This is a genomic window from Agromyces allii (assembly GCF_009749385.1).
GTDB classification, from domain to species: Bacteria; Actinomycetota; Actinomycetes; order Actinomycetales; family Microbacteriaceae; genus Agromyces; species Agromyces allii.
On record NZ_WBIN01000001.1, the window covers coordinates 42,070 to 62,181 of the forward strand.

The 20,112-nt window shown below is 71.0% G+C and carries 9 protein-coding genes and 1 tRNA gene; 2 read left to right on the forward strand and 8 right to left on the reverse strand.

Features of this window, described 5'->3' with window-relative positions; all coding sequences use genetic code 11:
- Window positions 1–26 precede the first annotated feature (26 nt).
- From GQR16_RS00190 to GQR16_RS00220, 7 genes are all read right to left on the reverse strand, one after another.
- Window positions 27–5,375, reverse strand: a complete 5,349-nt coding sequence (locus GQR16_RS00190; RefSeq protein WP_157413156.1) for an Ig-like domain-containing protein — start codon at window positions 5,373–5,375, stop codon at window positions 27–29.
- A 180-nt stretch (window positions 5,376–5,555) separates the two neighbouring features.
- Entirely contained in the window at window positions 5,556–10,802 is a 5,247-nt protein-coding gene (locus tag GQR16_RS00195; protein ID WP_157413157.1) for an Ig-like domain-containing protein, read from the reverse strand.
- 16 nt (window positions 10,803–10,818) lie between these two features.
- Window positions 10,819–11,532: an FHA domain-containing protein gene (locus GQR16_RS00200; RefSeq protein ID WP_157413158.1), complete on the reverse strand. Its 714-nt coding sequence runs from the start codon at window positions 11,530–11,532 to the stop codon at window positions 10,819–10,821.
- Entirely contained in the window at window positions 11,520–13,268 is a 1,749-nt protein-coding gene (locus GQR16_RS00205) for a serine/threonine-protein kinase (RefSeq protein WP_157413159.1), read from the reverse strand. The genes GQR16_RS00200 and GQR16_RS00205 overlap by 13 nt, the downstream gene beginning before the upstream one ends.
- Window positions 13,268–14,617, reverse strand: coding sequence for an FHA domain-containing protein (locus GQR16_RS00210; RefSeq protein ID WP_157413160.1), 1,350 nt, complete (start codon window positions 14,615–14,617; stop codon window positions 13,268–13,270). The genes GQR16_RS00205 and GQR16_RS00210 overlap by 1 nt, the downstream gene beginning before the upstream one ends.
- On the reverse strand, window positions 14,598–15,482 hold the full coding sequence (locus GQR16_RS00215; protein WP_246200359.1) for a PP2C family protein-serine/threonine phosphatase: 885 nt from the start codon (window positions 15,480–15,482) through the stop codon (window positions 14,598–14,600). Before GQR16_RS00215 ends, GQR16_RS00210 begins: the two co-directional genes overlap by 20 nt.
- A 103-nt stretch (window positions 15,483–15,585) precedes the next feature.
- Window positions 15,586–16,608: a TerC family protein gene (locus GQR16_RS00220; RefSeq protein ID WP_157413545.1), complete on the reverse strand. Its 1,023-nt coding sequence runs from the start codon at window positions 16,606–16,608 to the stop codon at window positions 15,586–15,588.
- Between the two features lie 223 nt (window positions 16,609–16,831).
- On the opposite strand from GQR16_RS00220, the gene GQR16_RS00225 reads away from it, so the two are divergent.
- On the forward strand, window positions 16,832–17,524 hold the full coding sequence (locus GQR16_RS00225; RefSeq protein WP_157413161.1) for a TIGR00645 family protein: 693 nt from the start codon (window positions 16,832–16,834) through the stop codon (window positions 17,522–17,524).
- A 375-nt stretch (window positions 17,525–17,899) separates the two neighbouring features.
- On the forward strand, window positions 17,900–19,816 hold the full coding sequence (locus GQR16_RS00230) for a YhgE/Pip domain-containing protein (RefSeq protein WP_157413162.1): 1,917 nt from the start codon (window positions 17,900–17,902) through the stop codon (window positions 19,814–19,816).
- A 190-nt stretch (window positions 19,817–20,006) separates the two neighbouring features.
- Here the strand turns inward: GQR16_RS00230 and GQR16_RS00235 are convergent.
- Window positions 20,007–20,079: transfer RNA gene (locus GQR16_RS00235), tRNA-Glu, on the reverse strand.
- Window positions 20,080–20,112: the final 33 nt, after the last annotated feature.

Genomic DNA, 20,112 nt, shown 5'->3' on the forward strand with positions numbered 1-20,112 from the left:
CCGGCCGGATGCCCGGGCCGGATGCCTCACCAGTTGTTGCTGCGAACACCGTCGACCGTCACCGACCCGACGTCGCCGCAGAAGCTCGACGGGGTGCTGCCGTTCCACCGGCCGACGAAGCTGCCGTTGCCGTTGCCGTCGATCGAGATGTTGTAGCGACCCTTCAGCGCCCCGCCGTTGCAGTAGGGCACCATCTGCACGGTCGTTCCGGGTTGGAAGTTCGAGACGCTCACGTTGTAGAACCAGCAGTTGCCGCCGCAGTAGCCGTACTGGCCGTTGTAGTAGCCCACGCGCTCGCCCTTACTGAGCGAGACGGTTCTGGGAGGCGGCGGGGGGTTCGAGACGCTCACGCTGTCGGATCCGGCGGGCCCCCGCTTGTCACCGGTGTTGGTGGCCTCGACCTCGACGGTGTGGCGGCCGGCACCGACGCCGCCCCACGCCGTGGAGGTCGCTCCGCCGACGTCGCGCCACGAGCCGCCGTCGATCCGCGCGCGGTACGAGAGCGATCCGCCGCCGGACGCAGGAACGCTCCACGACGCCGTGATCGTCGAGGGGGCGTCGCCGCTCGAGCGCACGCTCACGCCGGGCGCGCCCGGCGTGCCGTACGGCGTCACCGCGTTGCTGGACAACGACCACGCACCCCAGCCCTTGTGCTGGTTCTCGGCGCGAACCGAGAACGTGTAGGTGGTGCCGTTGGTCAGCCCGATGGTCTGGCTCGTGCCCGCGGTGCTCGCATCGAAGATCCTGCTTCCGCCACCGGTCCACTGGACCTCGTACCGCGTGATGGGCGAGTTGTTCGTCGCGGGTGCGTCCCACCGAACGGTTCCCTGGGCATCCGATGCGCTCGCGGTCGGCGCGTTCGGCGCGTCGGGCGCCGCGCGCACGATGACCGTGACGCGACCGGTGGTGCGTCGATCCGGGTCCTTCGTGCCGTCTTCGATGGTGTAGATCACGCTGAGCGTTCCCGTGAACGCCGCACCCGTGCGGACCGTGATGTCGGTCGCGGTGTAGGTCACCGACGCGGTCGATCCCACCGAGGCCTGATCGATCTCGGCCCCGACGACGACCAGGGGAACGCCGTCCTGCCCGAACGGGTTGAAGTCGTTGGCGAGGACGTCGATGGGGCGCGAGGCACTGCGGTCCATCTCGAAGTCGCCGTCGTCGACCGCCCTCGGCAACGCCCTGGTCGACGACACCACCTTCACGTCGATGTATCCCGGGACGGTGAACTCGTTGAAGTTCACGTCGAACGTGATGCGCGTCGACGCGCCCTTCTGCACGCCGAGCGGAGCCTTGAAGCGAAGGGTCGCCCCATCGACGATCTCGGCTTGGATGTCGTCCGTCGTGCCGCCCAGGTTCGTGTAGGTGATGCGCTCGATGTTGTCGGGATTCGGCTGGTCGCTCGACTGCCGCAGGTCGATCTCGCGGGCCGGTTCGCCCGCCTCGATCGTCTCGGCGCGCGGCGTGAACGTCGGGGGCGTGTCGTTGAAGTCGGGGTCGCCGACCGTGATCGGCAACGTCAGGATCGCCGTGCGGCCGATCGGGTCGTCGGCGTTCTTGCCGTCGGTGACCTCGAACGTCAGGGACGCCGGCCCGCGGTACTCCTTGGTGGGCACGTACTGCAGGTGCGTGCCGTCGATCTGGACCTCTTCCTCCGTGGCGCTCGCATTCGCGGAGAGGATCAGCGCGGGATTGCCCGACGGCACCTCGACGAGGTCGTCGACGCTCCAGTCGATCTCCCCGTTCATGGGCACCACGATCGGATCGAGGTCCTTGAGGTACGGCGCGGGGAACTTCGCCTTCTCCTCGGCCTGCAGTTCCTCGGGCGTCTTGGGCTTCTGCGTCTCTTCGGGCGCCTGGGTCTCGTCGACCGTGGCGTCCGCGCCGCCCGGAACCGGGGGCACGATCACGAACGCCATCGCCGAGAGGTCGTCGAGGTCGTTCGTGACCCGGTAGGCGACCGCGTAGCGCTCCGAGCCGGGCTTCACGGTGATGCGCCCGTCGGCGTCGACCTCTGCCTTCGAGGCATTCGGACCCTCGACGGTCACGGCGAGGTCCTCCACGAGGCCGCCCGGATTCGTGGCGTCGGCGAGCGGGGTCACGGTGACGTCTTCGCCGTCGAGCACCTCCTCGGGCTCGATGACCTGGTCCTCGGCCGTCGGCGGCAGGATGACGGCGTCTTCGGTGACCGCGATCTGGAGGAACGCGGTGTCGGCGCCGCCGTGGCCGTTCGAGATCTCGTAGCGGATCGTGTAGGCACCCTCCTGCGCGGGGGCCTCGACGACGACGCGGCGGAGGTCGCGGATCTCGGCCTTCAGCCCCTCGGCGATGTCGGGGAGGCTCGCGACGCGCAGGCTGTAGCCGCTCGGATCGGAGTCGTTGAGGAGCACCTCGACCGATGCGGTGCGGCCGGGCTTCATCTCGATCGAGTCATCGACCGCGCTCGGCGGCAGCTGGACGACCGGACGCGGGATGACGCCGATACGGATGGTGCCGGTCGCCGTCGCTCCGTAGGTGTCCCGGATCTCGTAGGTGAAGGTATCGGTGCCGGCTGAGCCGGGCATCGCCGCGTAGAGCAGACTCGTGCTCGTGAGGTCGCTGACCTGCCCGAGCGACGGAGCGGAGGTGATGCGCGTGAGGGTCACCGAGTCGCCGTCGGGATCGAGTCCGTCGAGGGGGATGTCGATCTTCACGCCGGACCCCGCGAACGTGCGCGAGGTGATGGGCGTGGGCAGGGGCGGACGGTTGCCGTCGCTGCCGCGGGCCACGACCGTGAACGTGAGCGTGGCCTTGGCGGTCTGCTCGGTGTCGTCGCTGATCTCGTAGTCGAGGCTGAACACGCCCGGCTTGTCGGGTGCCTGGTAGCGAACGGTGTCGTCGTCGACGAAGGCGAGCCCCGGGAAGTCGTCACCGGTCGCGAGCTCGGGCAGCACGTGGAATGCGGCCGCGTCGGGGTGGAAGTCGTTCTCGGTGACCGGAACGGTCACGATGTCGCCGGCACGGACGATCGCGGCGTCGTCGACGGCCACGGGCGGTTGGTTCTTCACGAGCGGCGGCACGGGGACCACCGTGACGGTGGAGGTCGCCGAGTTGATGCCGTCGGAGACGGTGTACGAGAACTGCAACTGGCGGTCGAGGGCCGCCGAAGCGGTGACCCGCGTGACCGTGTTGGTGAGGAGCTCCACCGAGACGAGCCCGTCGGTGGCCGTGTCGTCGACCGACTGCACGGCGAGCACCCGACCCGAGGGCGAGACGTCGTTGGCGAGCACCGGAATCGACAGCGGCTCACCGGGCCGCAGGTATGCGGTGTCCTTCACGGCGATGGGCGCGAGCGCCTCGGCCGGCTGCTCGACCACCTGCACCCGGATCAGGCCGACGCTCACGGCCGAACCGGCACCGAGGTTGTACACGAACACGTAGTCGCCGGGTTCGGCGCTCGAGAAGGTGATCGAGCCGCGTTCGACGTTCGGCTTCACCTCGGCGTTCTCGGGCGCCTCATCGACGCCGAGCAGTGCGAGCGGAGCGCCCGAGGGCGAGATGTCGTTCACGAGCGGCTCGATGAGCGTCTTCTCGCCGACGAACACCCTCGCGAAGTCGGGGGTTCCGATGGGGTTCAGCGAACCCGACGGCTTGACCTCGACCGTGAGCGTGCCGGTGGCCGCGGTCTGCCCGTCGGAGACCGTGAACTGCACCTCCTTCTGGCCGAGTTCGGCGGACTTGTGCTGGAACGTGAGGTTGCCGTCTGGACTGAAGCGGACGGAGTCGCCGCCCACCGGCGAGGCGTTGACGAGATAGAGGTCGTCGCCGTCGGGGTCGTTCCAGTCGGTCAGCACGTTGTACGACACCTGCTGGCCCTGCTCGACGCTGATCGCGCCGGAGCGGGACGAGATCGGAGCGGTGTTCTCACTGTCGGGCACGATGCGGACGTTGACGGATGCCTCGGCCACGCCGTCGCGCCCGTCGCTGACGGAGTACCGGAACGAGACCGTGCCGGCGGCGCCCTCGGCGGGCGAGAACTGCAGCGCGCGGCCGCCGTCGATCTGCTCGATGCGGCCCATCGACTCGGGGATCTCGGTCACCGACGACACGGCGAGCACGTCGCCGTCGGGGTCGGTGTCGTTCTCGAGCACCTCGAGGATCGTCGTTCGCCCGGGGCGCGCACCGAAGTCGTCGTCGCGCGCGACCGGCGGCCGGTTCTGGGCGGTGCGCTCGGCGATCGTGTCCTCGAAGGTCTGCTGCGCGCTCTTCTCGTCGCCCTCGAGCTCGTCGCTCTCCTCGGGAGGGGTCACCTCCTCCCAGTTGTCGACGAGCCGGAGCTCGGAGTCGACGAGCCAGGCGTTGCCGTTGGTGAGGTTGTTGAGCGCGATCACGTCGCGGTTCACGCGGAACTCGAGTCGGGCTCCGGCGGTCGGCTGGTCGATGTCGAGCAGCCGCGGCTTCTCGCCGTCGCACGACGCGAGGTAGCGGCCGGCCTCGGCCCAGGCCCCGTGGACGCAGCCGTCGAGCCAGACGGGCGCCGCGACATCCGCCGCACCGCTCGAACCGGCCGGCGCCTCTGCGTCGAGTTCGCGCACGGCGCCGTCGTCGAGACCCACCTCGACGATGCCGGTCGCCGTCGCGACGTACGCGGCGTCGTGCTCGGCGCTCGACTGCTGCAGGCGCAGACCCTCGCCGGGCAGCTCCGTCACGCGACCGTCGACGACGAGCACGTCGCGTTCCTCGTCGAAGATCACGGGGCGTTCGCCCACGGCTGCCAGCTGGTGCTCGCCGAGGTCGCTCACCTCGGTCGACGAGGGCGTGTCGGCCGACCCGCGCTCGAAGGTCTTGAGGGTGCCCTTCTCGACGGACGTCGCGAAGATCGTGCCGGCGTCGGAGACGGCGACCTCGGCGTCGTCGCCGAGTTTCGCGATCGGGTCGGTGCCGCGCCAGTCGAACTGCAGTTCTGCGCCGGCCTGCACGTTCCAGAGCTCTCCTGCGGGCGACAGCACGGCGATGACGTCGCCGCCGTAGGCGATCTTCGACGCGGGCGGCACGTCGATGCGCTGCGAGAGGGTCGTGAACGACGGGTCGATGCGCTCGATCGAGCCGACGGCGGGGTCGTAGACGAACGCGTCGTCACCGTTCTGGAAGACGTCGGCCTCGTTCGACGCGGTCGACACCGCGGCGTCGAGCTCTTCGATCTGCCGGTTGAGGCGACCGGCGAGCAGCTCTTCGGCGTTCGTGACCCACACCTCGCGCGCGCGCAGGTCGGGATCGGTGACCGGGAAGCCCTGGTGCAGCACCGCGACCGTGACGGGAGCTCCGACGAGCACGGCGATCGCGACACCGGAGGCGAGCGTCTTCCGCGCACGCAACCAGGAGGTGAAGCCGGACAATCTCTACTCCTCGTTGCATCCGTCGGTATGGGCGGCGGGGGTCCATCACTCGGCGGACCGCGGCCCACGCTAACACGGGCCCCGGACGCTCCCGAATGGGCAGGACTTCCCATGGTACTTCGATGCGGAAGCGATACGGAGATCCACCTCCGGATGCCGGGCGCGCGCCCGGCCGCCCGATCAGCAGTCCGGGATCGAGCGCCCGGGGCGACTCGTGTCGTCGGCCCTGACGAACCATCCGTCGTACACCCCGACCTCCGACGTGAAGTAGAGCCATGGCTGGCCGTTCCGCTGCGAGTAGCAGACCGCGTCGATGACCGTTCCGGCCCCGAGCGCGCCCTGCGGCTGGAAGGTGCATCCGCTGTCGCGGTTCCAGGGGCCCGACGGATAGGCCGAGTTCGGCTCGGGGCATGTCGTCGTCGTGATCGTCGTCGGATAGCGGGTCGGCGTCCACGTCGGCGGCGCGGAGGGCGTGGCCGCGTTCGAACGCGTCCATGCGCCGCATCCGCGAGCATTGCATGCCTGGACTTCGAAGGAGTAGGCGGTGCCGACCGATCGGCGCAGGTTCACCGCGGTCGCGGAGGTCTGCGTCGAACCGCCGGCCCCGACCTCGCGCCAGACGTACTGCGAGATGCCGCGACCGCCGTCGGCCGCGGGCGGCGACCAGAGGAGGGTCATGTCGCCGGTGCCGTTGGACGTCGCGGTGAGCGTGGCGGCGGCAGGCGCCCCCGGCACGCCGTACGGGCGAACGGTCGCGCTCTCGGCCGAGAGGGTCGACTCGCCGACCGCGTTCCGCGCCGAGACCCGGAACGCATAGGCCGTGCCGTTCTGCAGGCCTCCGACGGTGTACGTGCCCTCGGTCGGGACCGTGAGGCTGCCGCCCGGCCAGGTCACCGTGTAATCGAGGATCGGGGAGTTGTTCGACGCGGTAGAGGCCACGGTGACGCTCGCCGTGCCGTCGCCCTCCACGGCCGCGGGCGCCTGCGGCGCATCCGGCACGTCGACGATCGACAGCAGGATCCTCCCCTGCACCTGGCGGGTGCGATCGCCGGTCGCATCCTGCACCGTGTACACGGCGCTGAGCGTTCCCGTCGCGGTCGGGCCGGTGCGGATCGTGACGGTGTCGTCGGTGAAGGAGATGGAGGCGCTCGCGCCCGCATCGACCTGATCGAGCAGGGCTCCGACCACGCGCAGCGGCTCCCCCTCCGACGCGAACGGGTTGACGTCGTTCGCGAGCACGTCGAGCGTGACCGTCTGAGAGCGGCGGTAGGTCGAGCTCTCGGCCGCCGTCGGGTCGTCGGCCGGAATGGCGAGCGGTCGGCTCGACGAGACGACCGTGACATCGACCTCGCCGGGCACGGTGAGCCCGTTCAGCGTCACGTCGAACGTCAGCGTCGTCCGGACTCCGGGATCGACGCCCCGCGGCACGAGGACGGTCAGCGTCGAGCCTGCGAGACCGGCCCTGATGTCGGAGTTCGCCCCCGCGAGCCCGGAGAAGACGACACGGTCGAGCATCGCCGGGTTGGGGTGCGACGTCGAGTCGAGCAGCTCGATCTCGAGCGGGTCCTCACCGGCCTCGACCTCGACGGCCTGTGCGGTGAACTTCGGCGCCACATCTTCGAGGTCTGGATCGCCGACGGTGATCGGAAGGGTCAGGAGCGCCTTCGCGCCGGTCTGGTCGGACTCCGAGCGGCCGTCGGTCACCAGGAAGCTGACCGAGGCCGGGCCCCGGTAGCCTCGTGCGGGCGTGAACCTGAGGGTCTCGCCGTCGACGCGCACGTCGGATCCGTCGCCGTTCGTCGACGAGGCGCTCAGGATCAGCGCGGGTCGGCCCGAGGGCACCTCGACGAGCTCGTCGACCGTCCATTCGATGGGCGTGTCCAGGTCGGTCTGCTGGGGCGGGAGGTCCTTCAGATACGGGAGCGGCGCCTGCTGGGCCGCGGCCCCGTCGGGGAGCGGCGGCACGATGATGAAGGCTGTCGTCGACAGCCCGTCGCCGTTCGTCAGCCGGTAGCCGATGGTGGTTCGCGACGCCGTCGCGCGGACGCGCACCTCGGAGGCGCCGACGACCTCGGCCGCGTCCCGGTTGGGGCCGACGAGCGAGAGTTCGAGGTCGCTCAACCGGCCACCGAGGTTCTCGGCACCGTCGAGCACGTCGACCTCGACGGTCGCGGACTTCGCCAGGTCCTCGATCGAGACGAACTGGTCGACGGACGTGGGATGGACCGGCCGGGCGTCGTTCGTGACGAGGACGTGCAGGAACGCCGAATCCACGCCGCCGTGCCCGTTCTCGACCTGGTATCGGATCGCGAAGGCGCCCTCCTCGTCGGGCGCCTCGACGACGATGCGATCGTCGACGACGGATGCCGCGATGCCCTCGTCGACCTCCAGCAGCTCGTCGGCGACCGTGAGCTTGTAGCCGTTCGGATCGGAGTCGTTGCGCCAGACCGGCACCGAGGCGACACGGCCCGGCGGGACCTCGACCGTGTCGTCGACCGCGTTCGGCGGCGCATCGGTCGCGGGGCGGGGAATGACGCCGACCCGGATGACCGAGGTCGCCGAAGCTCCGGCGGTGTCCTCCACCTCGTATTCGAAGCTGTCGGTCCCGGCCATGCCCGGATACGACTGGTACTCGATCGTGCCCGCATCGGTCGACACGATGCGACCGAGCTTCGGCGGCGTCGTGATGCCGCGAAGCGCGACGGAGTCGCCGTCTGGGTCGAGTCCGTCGAGCCCGATCGGGATCTTCACCGTGGAGTCCGCGAACAACCGCGACGTCGTCGGCACCGCGACCGGAGGGAGGTTCTCCTCGCTCGGTCCGACGACGACGAACTGCACCGTCGCGATCGCGCTCTCGCGGTAGGCATCGGTCACCCGGTAGTCGACGCTGTAGACGCCGGGCTCTGCCGGTGCCTGGTAGCGCACGGTATCGCCGCTCACGAACGCGAGGCCCGGTGTGCCCTCGGGAACGACCAGCTCGGGATCGACGATGAGCGGCGCCCGATCGGGATGCCGGTCGTTGTCGAGCACCGGCACCGTCACGATGTCGCCCGCACGCACCCGCGCCGCATCGTCGACGGCGACCGGCGGCTGGTGCTTCACGAGCGGGGGCACCGGCACCACCGTGATGCCCGCCGTCGAGGTCGACGTCCCGTCGCTCACCGTGTAGTGGAACTGCACCTGTTCGACGAGCGCCGACGAGGGGGTCGTGCGCACGACGGCGTTGCCCAGCACCTCGATGGTCAACGCGGCGTCGAGGTCGTCGGTCTGCACCGACTGCACCGCGAGCACCTGGCCGCTCGGCGAGACGTCGTTCGCGAGCACCGGGATCGAGAGCGGTTCACCCGGTCGCAGGTAGGCGACGTCGGTGACCGCGATGGGAGCCGGCGCCCCGTCGGGCGGTTCGAGCACGTCGACCCTGATGAGGCCGACGCTCGTCTCAGCGCCGGCGCCGAGGGCGTAGACCACCTCGTAGGAGCCCGGCTCCGCCGCGGTGAACCCGATCGAGCCGCGCTCGAGGTTCGGCACGACCTCGACGCCGTCGGGCACCTCCTCGAGCCCGATGAGGGCGAGCGGGACCCCTGACGGGCTCGTGTCGTTCTCGAGCGGCTCGAGGTCGACGGTACGGCCGGAGAAGGTCTGCGCGTGGTCGGGAGTGCCGATCGGGCCGAGTGCTCCGGTGGGCTCGACGTCGACGGTGAGGACGCCGCTCGAGGTTCCGCGGCCGTCGGAGACGACGTACACGACCTCCTTCGACCCCAGCTCGGTTGAGACGTGCTCGAAGGTCAGCTCCCCGTCGGGAGCGGCGCTCACGCGGTCGCCGGACTTCGGCGTCGCGGACACGAGGAAGACGGCGTCGCCGTCGGGGTCGATCCAGTCCTGGAGGACGTTCACCGTGGTGGATCCGCCCTGCTCGACGGCGACGGCCGTCGTCCGACGCGCGATCGGCGGATCGTCGACCTCCGCCGTGTGCACCGAGATGGACGCGACCGCCTCCGCCACCCCACCGGGTCGCCCGTCGTTCGCCGTGTACCGGAAGGAGAGCGAGCCGGTGAAGCCGTCGGCCGGCGTGAACTGGAGCGCGCGATCGCCGTCGATGAGCTGGACGCTCCCCTGCGACGCCGACACCTCGGCCACGGCCGAGACGGTGAGCACGTCTCCATCTGGGTCGGTGTCGTTGTCGAGCACGGGGATCACCGTCGTGAGCCCGGGTCGAACGCCGAACTCGTCGTCGCGCGCGGTCGGCGCGCGGTTCTCGTCGGTGCGCTGGGCGATGGTGTCCTCGAAGCTCTCGGTGGAGGACTTCTCGTCGCCGTCTTCGGCGTCCTGATCTTCGGGCGGGGTGACCTGCTCCCAGTCGTCGACGAGTCGCAGCTCGTCGTCGAGCAGCCAGGCGTTGCCGTTGGACACGTCGTTGAGCGCGATGACGCTGCGATTGACCCGGAACTCCAGGGTCGAGCCGCGGGTCGGCCGGTCGAGGTCGACGGACCGAACGCTCGCGCCGTCGCACGCGAGGAGGTACCGGGCAGCTCCGGCCCAGGCGGCGTGGGCGCAGCCGTCGAGGCGGACCGGCGCCGAGACGTCGTCGGGATCCTCGAAGGATCCGGAGAACCCAGGGTCGATGCGCTCGACCCGCCCGCCCGACAACGCCACGTCGAGCAGTTCCGATCCGGTGGCCACGAGCACCGAGTCGTCGGCGGGGCCGGCCTGCTGAAGCTTCAGCGCGTGCGTCGGCAGCTCGACCTCGGTGGAATCGACGAGCAGCCGGTCGTGCTCGAGGTCGAGCACGACGGGGGTCCGACCGACGGCCGTCAGCTGGTGGTCGCCGAGGCGCGGCAGCGCTGAGACGCTGGGGTCGCCCCCCGGCTCGATCCGGATGAGCTCGCGGTCGTGCGGCGAGGTCGCGAACACCGTTCCATCGTCGGCGACGGTCACATGACCGCCCGGTCCGACCTTCGCAACCGGTTGGGCCGTCGCCGCATCGAACGCGAGCGGCACTGCGGCGTCGATGGTCCAGACCGATCCCGAACCGGTGTCCATCACCGCGAGCACGTCGCCGCCGTAGGCGATCTCCGCATCGAGCGGGACGCCGATCTCCTCGGTGAGCGTGGTGAACGACGGATCGACGCGCTGGAGCGTGCCGGAGGCGGCGTCGGAGAGGAAGACGTCGTCCCCGTGCTGGAACACGTCGATGTCGCGCGAGGTGGTGTTCACCGCACCGTCGAGCTCGGCGATGGGTTTGCTGAGTCGGCCGGCGAGGAGCTCGTCGCCGTTGGTGACCCACACGTTCCGCGCATCGAGATCGACGTCGACCACGGGGAACCCGGGATGCAGGACGGCCACGCCGACCGGCACGACGACGATCGTCGCGAGCACGACGATCGTCGCGACCTCTCGCGGCCGCGTGCGCAGGAGTCGCCTCAGCACGACGGAACGAGCGGCGTCACTCCCCCGGCTCCGCCGCGGCGCGATCGAGCAGGGGAAGATCGTCGACGCTCACGAGCCTGGTGGCCACGGCGTACTCGACGAGTCGCATGCGACGGTTCGTCGCGAGCTTGCCCCGCCCGCCGCGCAGTCCGTCGACGCCGAGCCGGTCGAGCTTCTCGCACACGTTGTCGAGCTTGCGGTTGAAGGTCGTCATGCTCCACCCGAGTCGAGCCGCGGCCTCGGCCGAGGTCGGCACGGTCGCCCGGCCCGCCGAGGGCTGGACGAGCACGCGCTCGGACAGCGCCACCACGAGGAGCCGCTGGCTCGACGTGAGCGTGACCGGCATGATCGTCGTGCCGCCGTCGGCGGTGGTCGCCGTCAGGGACGTGTTGTAGAAGTCCTCCTCGGCGTGGATCGAGAACTCGTACGTCGTGGCTCCCGCGCTGAAGAGCACCTGCACCTGCTGGAACACGAGCGGGAGCTTCGCACCCGGCGCGACCCAGGCCTGCACGCTGCCCGTGGCATCCGACACCGTGGCCGAGAGCAGTTGGCCGACGTTCGAGAGCCACCACAGGCCGTACTCGGCCGAGAGGGTGAGGAACGTGCGGTGCAGGTACGGGTTCTCGTCGATCGTGAGGTCGGACTCGCGCCCGATCGTGAACGGCGCGCCCTCGGCGACCGTGTACCACTCGCCGCAGTACTCGACCCTGAGCGGCCTCACGGCGTGCACCCGGTCACCGGATCGGAGGTGCGGCTGCCGCGCTGAGTCTGCACGTCGATGCAGATGGTCTGCCCGGCGGAGACGCTGTCGACGACGATCGGCGAGGTCTCGGCCAGCTGCACCGAGCCGCTGCCGTCGGAACGCGCCCACCGGAACCGGTCGCCCTCCTCGGCATCGCCGACGGTCACCGCGAAGGAGACGCTCGTGCCGTCGGCCGACGGCACACCCGGCGCGACCTCGGGCATCGGCACGGTGGCCTCGGCCACGGCGTCGCGATCGACCGACTTCACCGGCGCCTCGGCCTCGGGCCGGGGAAGCGCGCCGGAGAGCACCACGGCCGCGGTGACGGCGACGGCCACGACGACGCCCGCGGCGATGCCGATGACGAGGCCGGCCTTCGAACGACGCTGCGACGGGTCGACCTCGGTGACGGATGCTGCGGCGGGCGTCGTCTCGAGGGCGGGCCGCGCGTCGGCGCGCGCCGCACCCCTGGGCCGCACGATCGTTCCGTCGTCGACCGGGGCCGAGGCGACCGCGCCGACCGGTGACCCTGCCCGGGGCGCCGCCGCTCCCCCGGGGCGCATCATGGTCGCGTCGGCGAGGGGCGGCTGCGCCGCGACCTGCTGCGGTGCACGCGCGACGGTCGCGTCGGCGCCGGCACCGGCGCCGCTGAGGGCGGCCGGCGGGGGCACGACCGCACGCGAACCGCCCGGCGCGGTGGGCGCGACCGGCGCCGCCTGGGCGTCGATCGTGCGCACGGCGCGCGCCCTGGTGGCATCCGCCTCGTCGACGGTCTCGCGCTCCTCGGCGACCGCGAGGTTCGGCACCTCGATGGTCGTGGCCGAGTAGCCGAGTTCGAGCTCGACGCGCTGCAGCGCCCTGGCGAACTCGACCGCGCTGGGGTAGCGGTCGTCGCGGGAGGTCGCCATGCCCTTCGCGAGCACCGCCAGCAGGCTGCGCGGCACGTCGGTGCGATCCATGGGCGTGATCGCGCCGCGCTCGATGCGGCCGATGAGGTCGAGCGTGCCGTTGGAACGCCCGGGGATCTCGAAGGGCGAACGCCCCGCGAGCAGGGTGTAGACGGTCGCGGCGAGCGAGAACACGTCGCTGCGGGGGTCGGGGGTCGGGTCGTCCTCGAACATCTCGGACGGCGACCACGGCACGCTCATGCCGACCGCGGCGGTGCCGCTCGAGCCGGCGGTGCCCGTCGCCTGCGCGCCGGGACGCACCGTCATGGTGTGCATCGGAAGCTCGCCGTCGAGGTTCGACGAGATGCCGAAGTCGGTGAGCGCGGGCCAGCCGTAGTCGTTCGTCAGCACGTTCGCGGGCTTGATGTCGCGGTGCAGGATGCCGGCGGCATGCGCCGTGGCCACCGCGCCCGCGATGCGCACACCGGTGCGCAGTGCGTCTTCGACGGCGAACGGCGACCGCTTGTACTGCTCGGCCAGGCTCGGACCCGAGCAGTACTCCATGACGAAGTACGGCCGGCCGTCGGCCGAGACATCCGCGTGGAAGATGGTGACGATGTACGGGTGCGTCGACAGCTGGGCCATCAGGTTCGCCTCGGCGACGAACTGCGCCCGCGTGTCGCGGCCGAGCTCCTCGGTGAGCAGCACCTTCACCGCGACCTTGCGTCGCGGTAGTCGCTGCTCGTAGAGGAACACGTCGGCGAATCCGCCGGAGCCGAGCAGGCCCTGCGGAGCGTAGCCCGGAAGCTCGGGCGGGGTCGAGGTCGCGCGGCGCATCAGTCGGCGACCACCTGGATCGTCCAGCCGCCGCCGAGGTCGACGACGGTGCCCACGAGCACGGGCGTCGGCTCGCCGGCGCGGAGCCGCACGGGAGCCTTGCCCGGCTGCGCCACATGCGTGCCGTTGCGGGAGTGCAGGTCGGTGATCACGACGGTGTCTCCTTCGACGGTGACGCGCACATGCGTGCGCGAGATGTCCTGGTCGCCAGCACCGATCGCGACGACGCGCGGCAGGCGCCCGCCCGAGACCTGGCTGACGCTCGGCGCGCGCCCGAGCAGCACCTCGTGCGTCACGGGCTCGAGCGAGCCGTCGGGCATGCGCAGGCTGAGCTTCGGCGAAGCGACGGCACCGGATGCCGTCGGCCGGCCCGGTGCGTCGGGAACCGTCGTCTGCTCGGCGCGGCGCGCGTCGCGCTCGGCTCGCAGGCGCTGGAGGTCGGCACCGACGACGGTCATGCCGTCGTGGTCGCCGCCGTAGGTGTCGCCGGTCGGCACGATGGTCTGCTCGACGCCGATCGCCGGTGCGGGCGGCACCGGGGGCTGGATCGGCGCACCGGCAGGCGCACCGATGGCCGCACCGACCGGCGACACGATGGTCGAGTCGTCGATCGCGTCGTACACGGGATCGGGCGTCGGCGCCTGCGCAGGAGGGGGCGGCGGTCCGGGAATCGTGGACCCGGTCGAGCCGCCGACCGGCGGCGCCCAGGCCGAGGGAACGGGCTGCTCGGTCGGCGTGGTCGGCGGCGCCGCAGGCTCGGCGGAGGGGGCGGCCGCGGTCTGCGCCCCCAGTCCGGACGGCTCGGCCGACGCCGAGATCTCGGTCGTCGGGAGGGGCTCGTCCGACGCGGAGCGCCCGGGCCGCGCCACGGGCTCGGGCACGGTCGCGACCGGCTCGACCGACTCGGAGCCGACGGATGTCGCGAACACGACGCCCTCGACGATCGGCAGGTCGACCTTCGAGGCAGCAGCAGACGCGGCCGCAGCCGGGCCGCCCGCGGCATCCGTCGCCCTCAGCTCGACCGCCGTGCCTTCGGCCGCGCGCTCGACCCACGTGGAGACGCCCTCGCCCGTGATGGTCTCGGCGCCGAGACGCACGGAGAACCCGCCGCGGACGACGACGCGCACCCCGTCGCCCTCGTCGGCGCGGACGACGAGCCCGAACGACGGCGTCGCCGAGAGCCCCTCGACCGTGAGCCGGTCGAGCACGACCCGCACGGGATCGGCTTCGACGAGCCGGGGCCACAGGTCGGCCACGAGCGCGGCGGACGACGCGGGCAGCATGAGCACCACCCCGCCGCGCACGACGGCGAGGTGCTGCCCCGCGAGGTCAGGCGTGTAGTTCGCCACCGGCGTCTCCGTTCGCTCGCGGCGTGGTGTCCTCGTTCGGCGAGCCTGCCGTCGAGCGGTCCTTCGTGGTCTCGTCGTCGGCGACGCCGAGCTCCGACTCGACCACGATGGCCGTCACGTTGTCGCGCCCGCCGTGGTCGAGCGCGAGATCGACGAGTTCGCCGGCCAGACCGGCCGCATGACCGGTGTCGCCGACGAGCACGCGGGCGATCGCCTCGTCGTCGACCTCCTTGCTGAGGCCGTCTGAGCAGATCAGGAACACCTGCCGACCGGATGCCGGGATGAGCCAGACGTCGGGGTCGACCACGTCGTCGGCGCCGATCGCCCGCGTGATGACGTTGCGGTCGGGGTGCCGTTCGGCGTCTTCGGGGCGGATGAGGCCCGCGTCGACGAGCTCCTGCACGGCCGAGTGGTCGACGCTGAGCTGGCTGAGCGTGCGCCCGTTCCAGGTGTAGATGCGTGAGTCGCCGACGTTGAAGGCCATCCAGTGGAAGCCGGCGCCGTCGCCCGCGTCGACCAGTGCGACGCCCGCGAGGGTCGTGCCCGCGACGGCCGTGCCCTCGTCGCCCTCGCCGCTCAACGCACGCACGGCGTCGTTCGACGAGTGGATGGCGTCGAGCACCTGCTCGGGCGACGACGGGGCGCCGGGTGCCAGATGACGGCGGAACGTCTCGACGACCGTGCGGCTCGCGACGTCGCCGCGCGCGTGACCGCCCATGCCGTCGGCCACGAGGAAGACGGGCGCCTCGGCGAGGAACGAGTCCTCGTTCATGCTGCGCACGCGACCGACATCCGTTCGGGCGCTGTGCGCGATCACCGCGGCTCCTTGGTCGAGCTCGACGACGTCTTCGCCATCAGGGGACACGGTGCTCCTCGTCGCCGTCCTTCACCGGTAGGGACCGGGACGTCGCACCCCGTGCGCCGCCCACCAAAACTAGCAACACCCCGGGCGCCCCGCCGACCCCGGGTCAGCGGGCGTCGTCGTCGGTGAAGTGCGGGACCTCTTCCATCAGGGTGTGGCCGCGCCGCTTCGCGTCGACGTTCGCCTTGACGACGCTCGCGACCGTGGCCACCGCCATCGCCGCGATGATGACGCCGAGCGACATCCACGTGGAGATCTCGGGAGCCCACTCGATGTGCTCGCCCCCGTTGATGAACGGCAGCTCGTTCACGTGCATCGCGTGCAGCACGAGCTTCACGCCGATGAAGGCCAGGATGAACGCGATGCCGTACTTGAGGTACTCGAGGCGCTCGAGCAGGCCGCCGAGCAGGAAGTACAGCTGGCGCAGGCCCATGAGCGCGAACACGTTGGCCGTGAACACGATGAACGGGCTCTGCGTGATGCCGAAGATCGCGGGGATCGAGTCGAGCGCGAAGAGCAGGTCGGTCGTGCCGATCGCGATGAACACGAACAGGATCGGCGTGAAGACGCGATGCCCGTCGATCACGGTGCGGATCTTGATGCCGTTGTAGTCGTCGGAGATCTTCACGCGACGGCGCAGGATGCGCACGAGCAGGTTGTCCTTGTCGTCGTCGTGCTCGACGAACGCCTGCTGGTAGGCCGTGTAGACGAGCCAGACGCCGAAGATGTAGAAGATCCAGCTGAAGTTCTCGATGAGCTGCGCGCCCAGCAGGATGAAGATGCCGCGGAAGATCAGCGCGAGGATGATGCCCACCATGAGCACCTCCTGCTGGAGCTTCTTCGGCACGGCGAACCTGGCCATGATGATCACGAACACGAACAGGTTGTCGATCGAGAGGCTGTACTCGGTCAGCCAGCCCGCGATGAACTGCCCCGCGTGCTCGGCGTCGCCCAGGAGGTACATCAGCAGCGCGAAGATGAGCGCGAGCGCGACGTAGAAGACGACCCAGAGCGTCGACTCGCGGAACGACGGCACGTGCGGACGCTTGACGACGAGCAGGAGGTCGGCGACGAGGATCAGCGTGAGGACCACGAGCGATCCGATTTCGAACCAGGCGGGAAGCTGCAGCACGTGCGGCCTTTCGGGAGGATTTGGGCAGGGCGGAACCCGAAAGTCTCTCCCCTGCAGCACCCGAGGTGCGCCGCCACGCCCGGAGCGGCGTCTTCGGCACTCGTACTGACGATCGTGGCTCGAGACGCGTGAACGCCTCGCGGGATACTCCCCTTCGCTTTCGGGAGTCTATCGGGTGGGATCCATAGACTCGAACCCCCCTACCTCCCGAAGGAGCCCAGTGAGCGCCCGAACGACGCCCGCACACCCGACCAACCCCGCCGCCACGCATCGCACCGCCCCCTGGTCGCGCGCCGTCGGCGGCCTCATCTTCACGAGCCGGTGGCTGCAGGCCCCGCTCTACCTCGGACTCATCGTGGCCCAGGGCGTGTACGTCGCCCTGTTCATGAAGGAGCTCTGGCACCTCATCACCGAGTTCGGTCACCTGAACGAGGCCGAGGTCATGCTCATCGTGCTCGGCCTCATCGACGTCGTCATGATCGCGAACCTGCTCATCATGGTGATCATCGGCGGCTACGAGACCTTCGTGTCGAAGATCAACCTCAACGGCCACCCCGACCAGCCCGAGTGGCTGAGCCACGTCAACGCGAACGTGCTCAAGGTCAAGCTCGCGATGGCGATCATCGGCATCTCGTCGATCCACCTGCTGAAGTCGTTCATCGAGATCGGCAACGTGGGCGGCGAGGGCTATCGGGGCAACCTCACCACCGACGGCGTGATGTGGCAGGTGATCATCCACTGCGTGTTCATCCTCTCGGCGCTCGCGCTCGCGGCGATCGACCGCATGTCTTACCACAAGGTCGCGCCGCACGAGGTGCACGACGGCATCGCAGTGCCCTATCCGGATGCCGCGCCGACCGGTGCCGCGTCGGGGCCGGCGTTCGCGACAGTTGGGGCCTCCCGCACCGACTGACCCTCGGGCGGGCCATCCGCCCACTACCCCGCGCATCGACCGCGCGACCCGGAATGCCCCCGCCGCTGCGGGGGCATTCCGCGTCTGTGGAGCATCGACAACCGCGGTCACCCGCTGGTCGCAGGACCTTGGATGTTCGCACAGGAAATGCTGAGCACTCGTCGAGGATTCCTCCACCGCTGTTAGCTTCGACCGACTCTCAGGGACTCCGAGCCGCCGGAAGCCGACAACGTGGTTGGGCCGGCACGGCGTCCTGGTGGCGCTCGGCCTGCATGCTGCGGCCGCGCGCACCCGATGCCCCGCACCAGCGTCGGTGAGCCACCCGCACTCACCCTCCCGGGCGCCGTTCGCGCGCCCGCACTCGATGGAGCCTCAATGACGAGAATCGATGCACCCCCGCCCCACCGCCACGGAACCGGACTGAAGGTCGCGGCGATCGCCCTGACGATCGCGCTCATCGCGCTGCTCACGTTCTTCTTCCTCACCACCTCCAAGCTCGCCGACGGCGCCGGACAGGTCGCCGACGGCGCCGGCAGCACGGGCGACGGCTCGACCCGGATCGCCGACGGCGCGTCGACCCTGGCCGACGGCGCGGCAGACGCCGAAGCCGGCGCGAGCGATCTGTCGGCCGGCGCCGTCAAGCTCCAGACCGGCGCCTCGACGGCGGCCGGCGGTGCCGAACGGCTCAAGGCCGGCGCCGAGCGTGCCGAGGCCGGCACGGTCAAGCTCGCCGACGGGCTCGGCCGCAGCCTCGCCGGCACGACCGAACTGTCGGCCGGAGCGAACGACGCCGCCGGCGGCGCGGTGCGTCTCTCCGACGGCATCACCGAGGCCGCCGCGGGTGCCGCCCGCGTCGCGAACGGTGCGGCGGAACTCGGTGCAGGCGCCGGGCGACTGGACGACGGTGCCGCGAAGGTCGCGGCCGGCAATGCGGCGCTCGCAGAAGGCAGCTCCGAGCTCGCCGAGGGCGCAGCCGCAGTCGAGAAGGGTTCGAAGTCGCTCGCGACCGGTGCCGATGCCGTTCGAGACGGCGCGGCATCCGTCGCGAACGGAGCAGCAGTGGTCTCCGGTGGGGCGGCCTCCGTCGCCACGGGCGCCGCCAAGGTCGCGCAGGGCGCCAAGTCCCTCTCGGCTGGCGGAAGGCAGGTCGCCGACGGCACCACGCAGCTCTCCGGGGGCCTCACCCAGCTGAAGGGCGGCATCACCGTGCTCGCAACCGGCGCAGCGAACGTCCAGGCCGGCGCGACGCAGGTGGCCGACGGCAACGCCGCGCTCGCCGCGGGCCTGGCCCAGCTGCAGGGCTCGCTCGAGGGATCCGGCCTGCCCGAAGAGGTCCTCGCCGCGATCTCGACGCTGCGCACCAACGCGGACGCGCTCGCCACCGGTTCGGCGGCCGTGAAGTCCGGAAGCGCGAGCGTCGCCGCGGGCGCTTCGTCGCTCCAGACCGGAATCGAGAGCGCCGCGAACGGTGCGGGCACGCTCGCCACCGGAGCGAGCACGCTCGCGGGGGGCCTCGACCAGTTGGTCCTCGAGGGCACCGACCCGCTCTCGGCGGGCGCCGCGAAGGTCGCGGGCGGAGCGGCCGAACTCGCGGCCGGCGCCTCCGACGTGGCCGTCGGCTCGCACGCCGTCGCCACCGGGGCGACGACGCTCGCCACCGGCACGACCGGACTCTCGACCGGCGCGAACACACTCGCCGGCGGTGCGTTCACCGTGGCCGGTGGAGCGTTGTTCGTGGCCGGCGGCGCCGACCAGCTGTTCATCAAGTCGGGCGAACTCGCTGCCGGTGCGTCGAAGGTGTCGGGAGGCACGGCCACCCTCGACCAGAAGGTCGACGGACTCGTCGCAGGCAACGAAAAGATCGCCGCCGGTCTGGAGCGGTCGCTCAGCGGAACGGTCGAACTGAAGACGGGTGCCGACGCGCTCGTGACCGGCACCACGACGCTGTCCACCGGCGCCGCGACGCTCGCGACGGGCACGAAGACGCTCGCGGACGGCGCGTCCACGCTCGCCGACGGTTCCGCGGAGCTGGCCGACGGAACCACGAGGATCGCCGACGGTGCGACCACCCTGGCCGACGGCACGGCGACCCTCGCGGAGGGCAGCGGCGACCTCGCCGCGGGAACCCAGACGCTGGCCGACGGTGCTGCAGGCGTGTCGCCGGCGACGCTGGTCCCGTGGCTGCTCGTGGTGCTCGGCGTCATCGCCGCGATCGTCGCCTTCTGGGTCGCGCACCGGGTGCGCCACGCGCGCCGCGAGCGCCGTGAGCGCCGCGAGGTGCTGCCGGCCTAGTCCGGTGGTCGCCGAGCGGCGGCGGTCGGGGTTCGCCTCGACCGCCGCCGCTCGCGTGCTCCCAGCACGTTCGGTCGTGCCCGGGGGCAGCGCGATGGGCGGGCACGATGATGCTCGGCCGCTGCCCTGAAACGCAGAATGCCCCGCCGAGGCGGGGCATTCTGCGTGCGTCATCAGGATGTCGGATGCGTGACCCCAGCGGGATTTGAACCCGCGCTGCCGCCGTGAGAGGGCGGTGTCCTAGGCCGCTAAACGATGGGGCCGAGACTGATGACGTGCAAACGGAATGCCCCCGC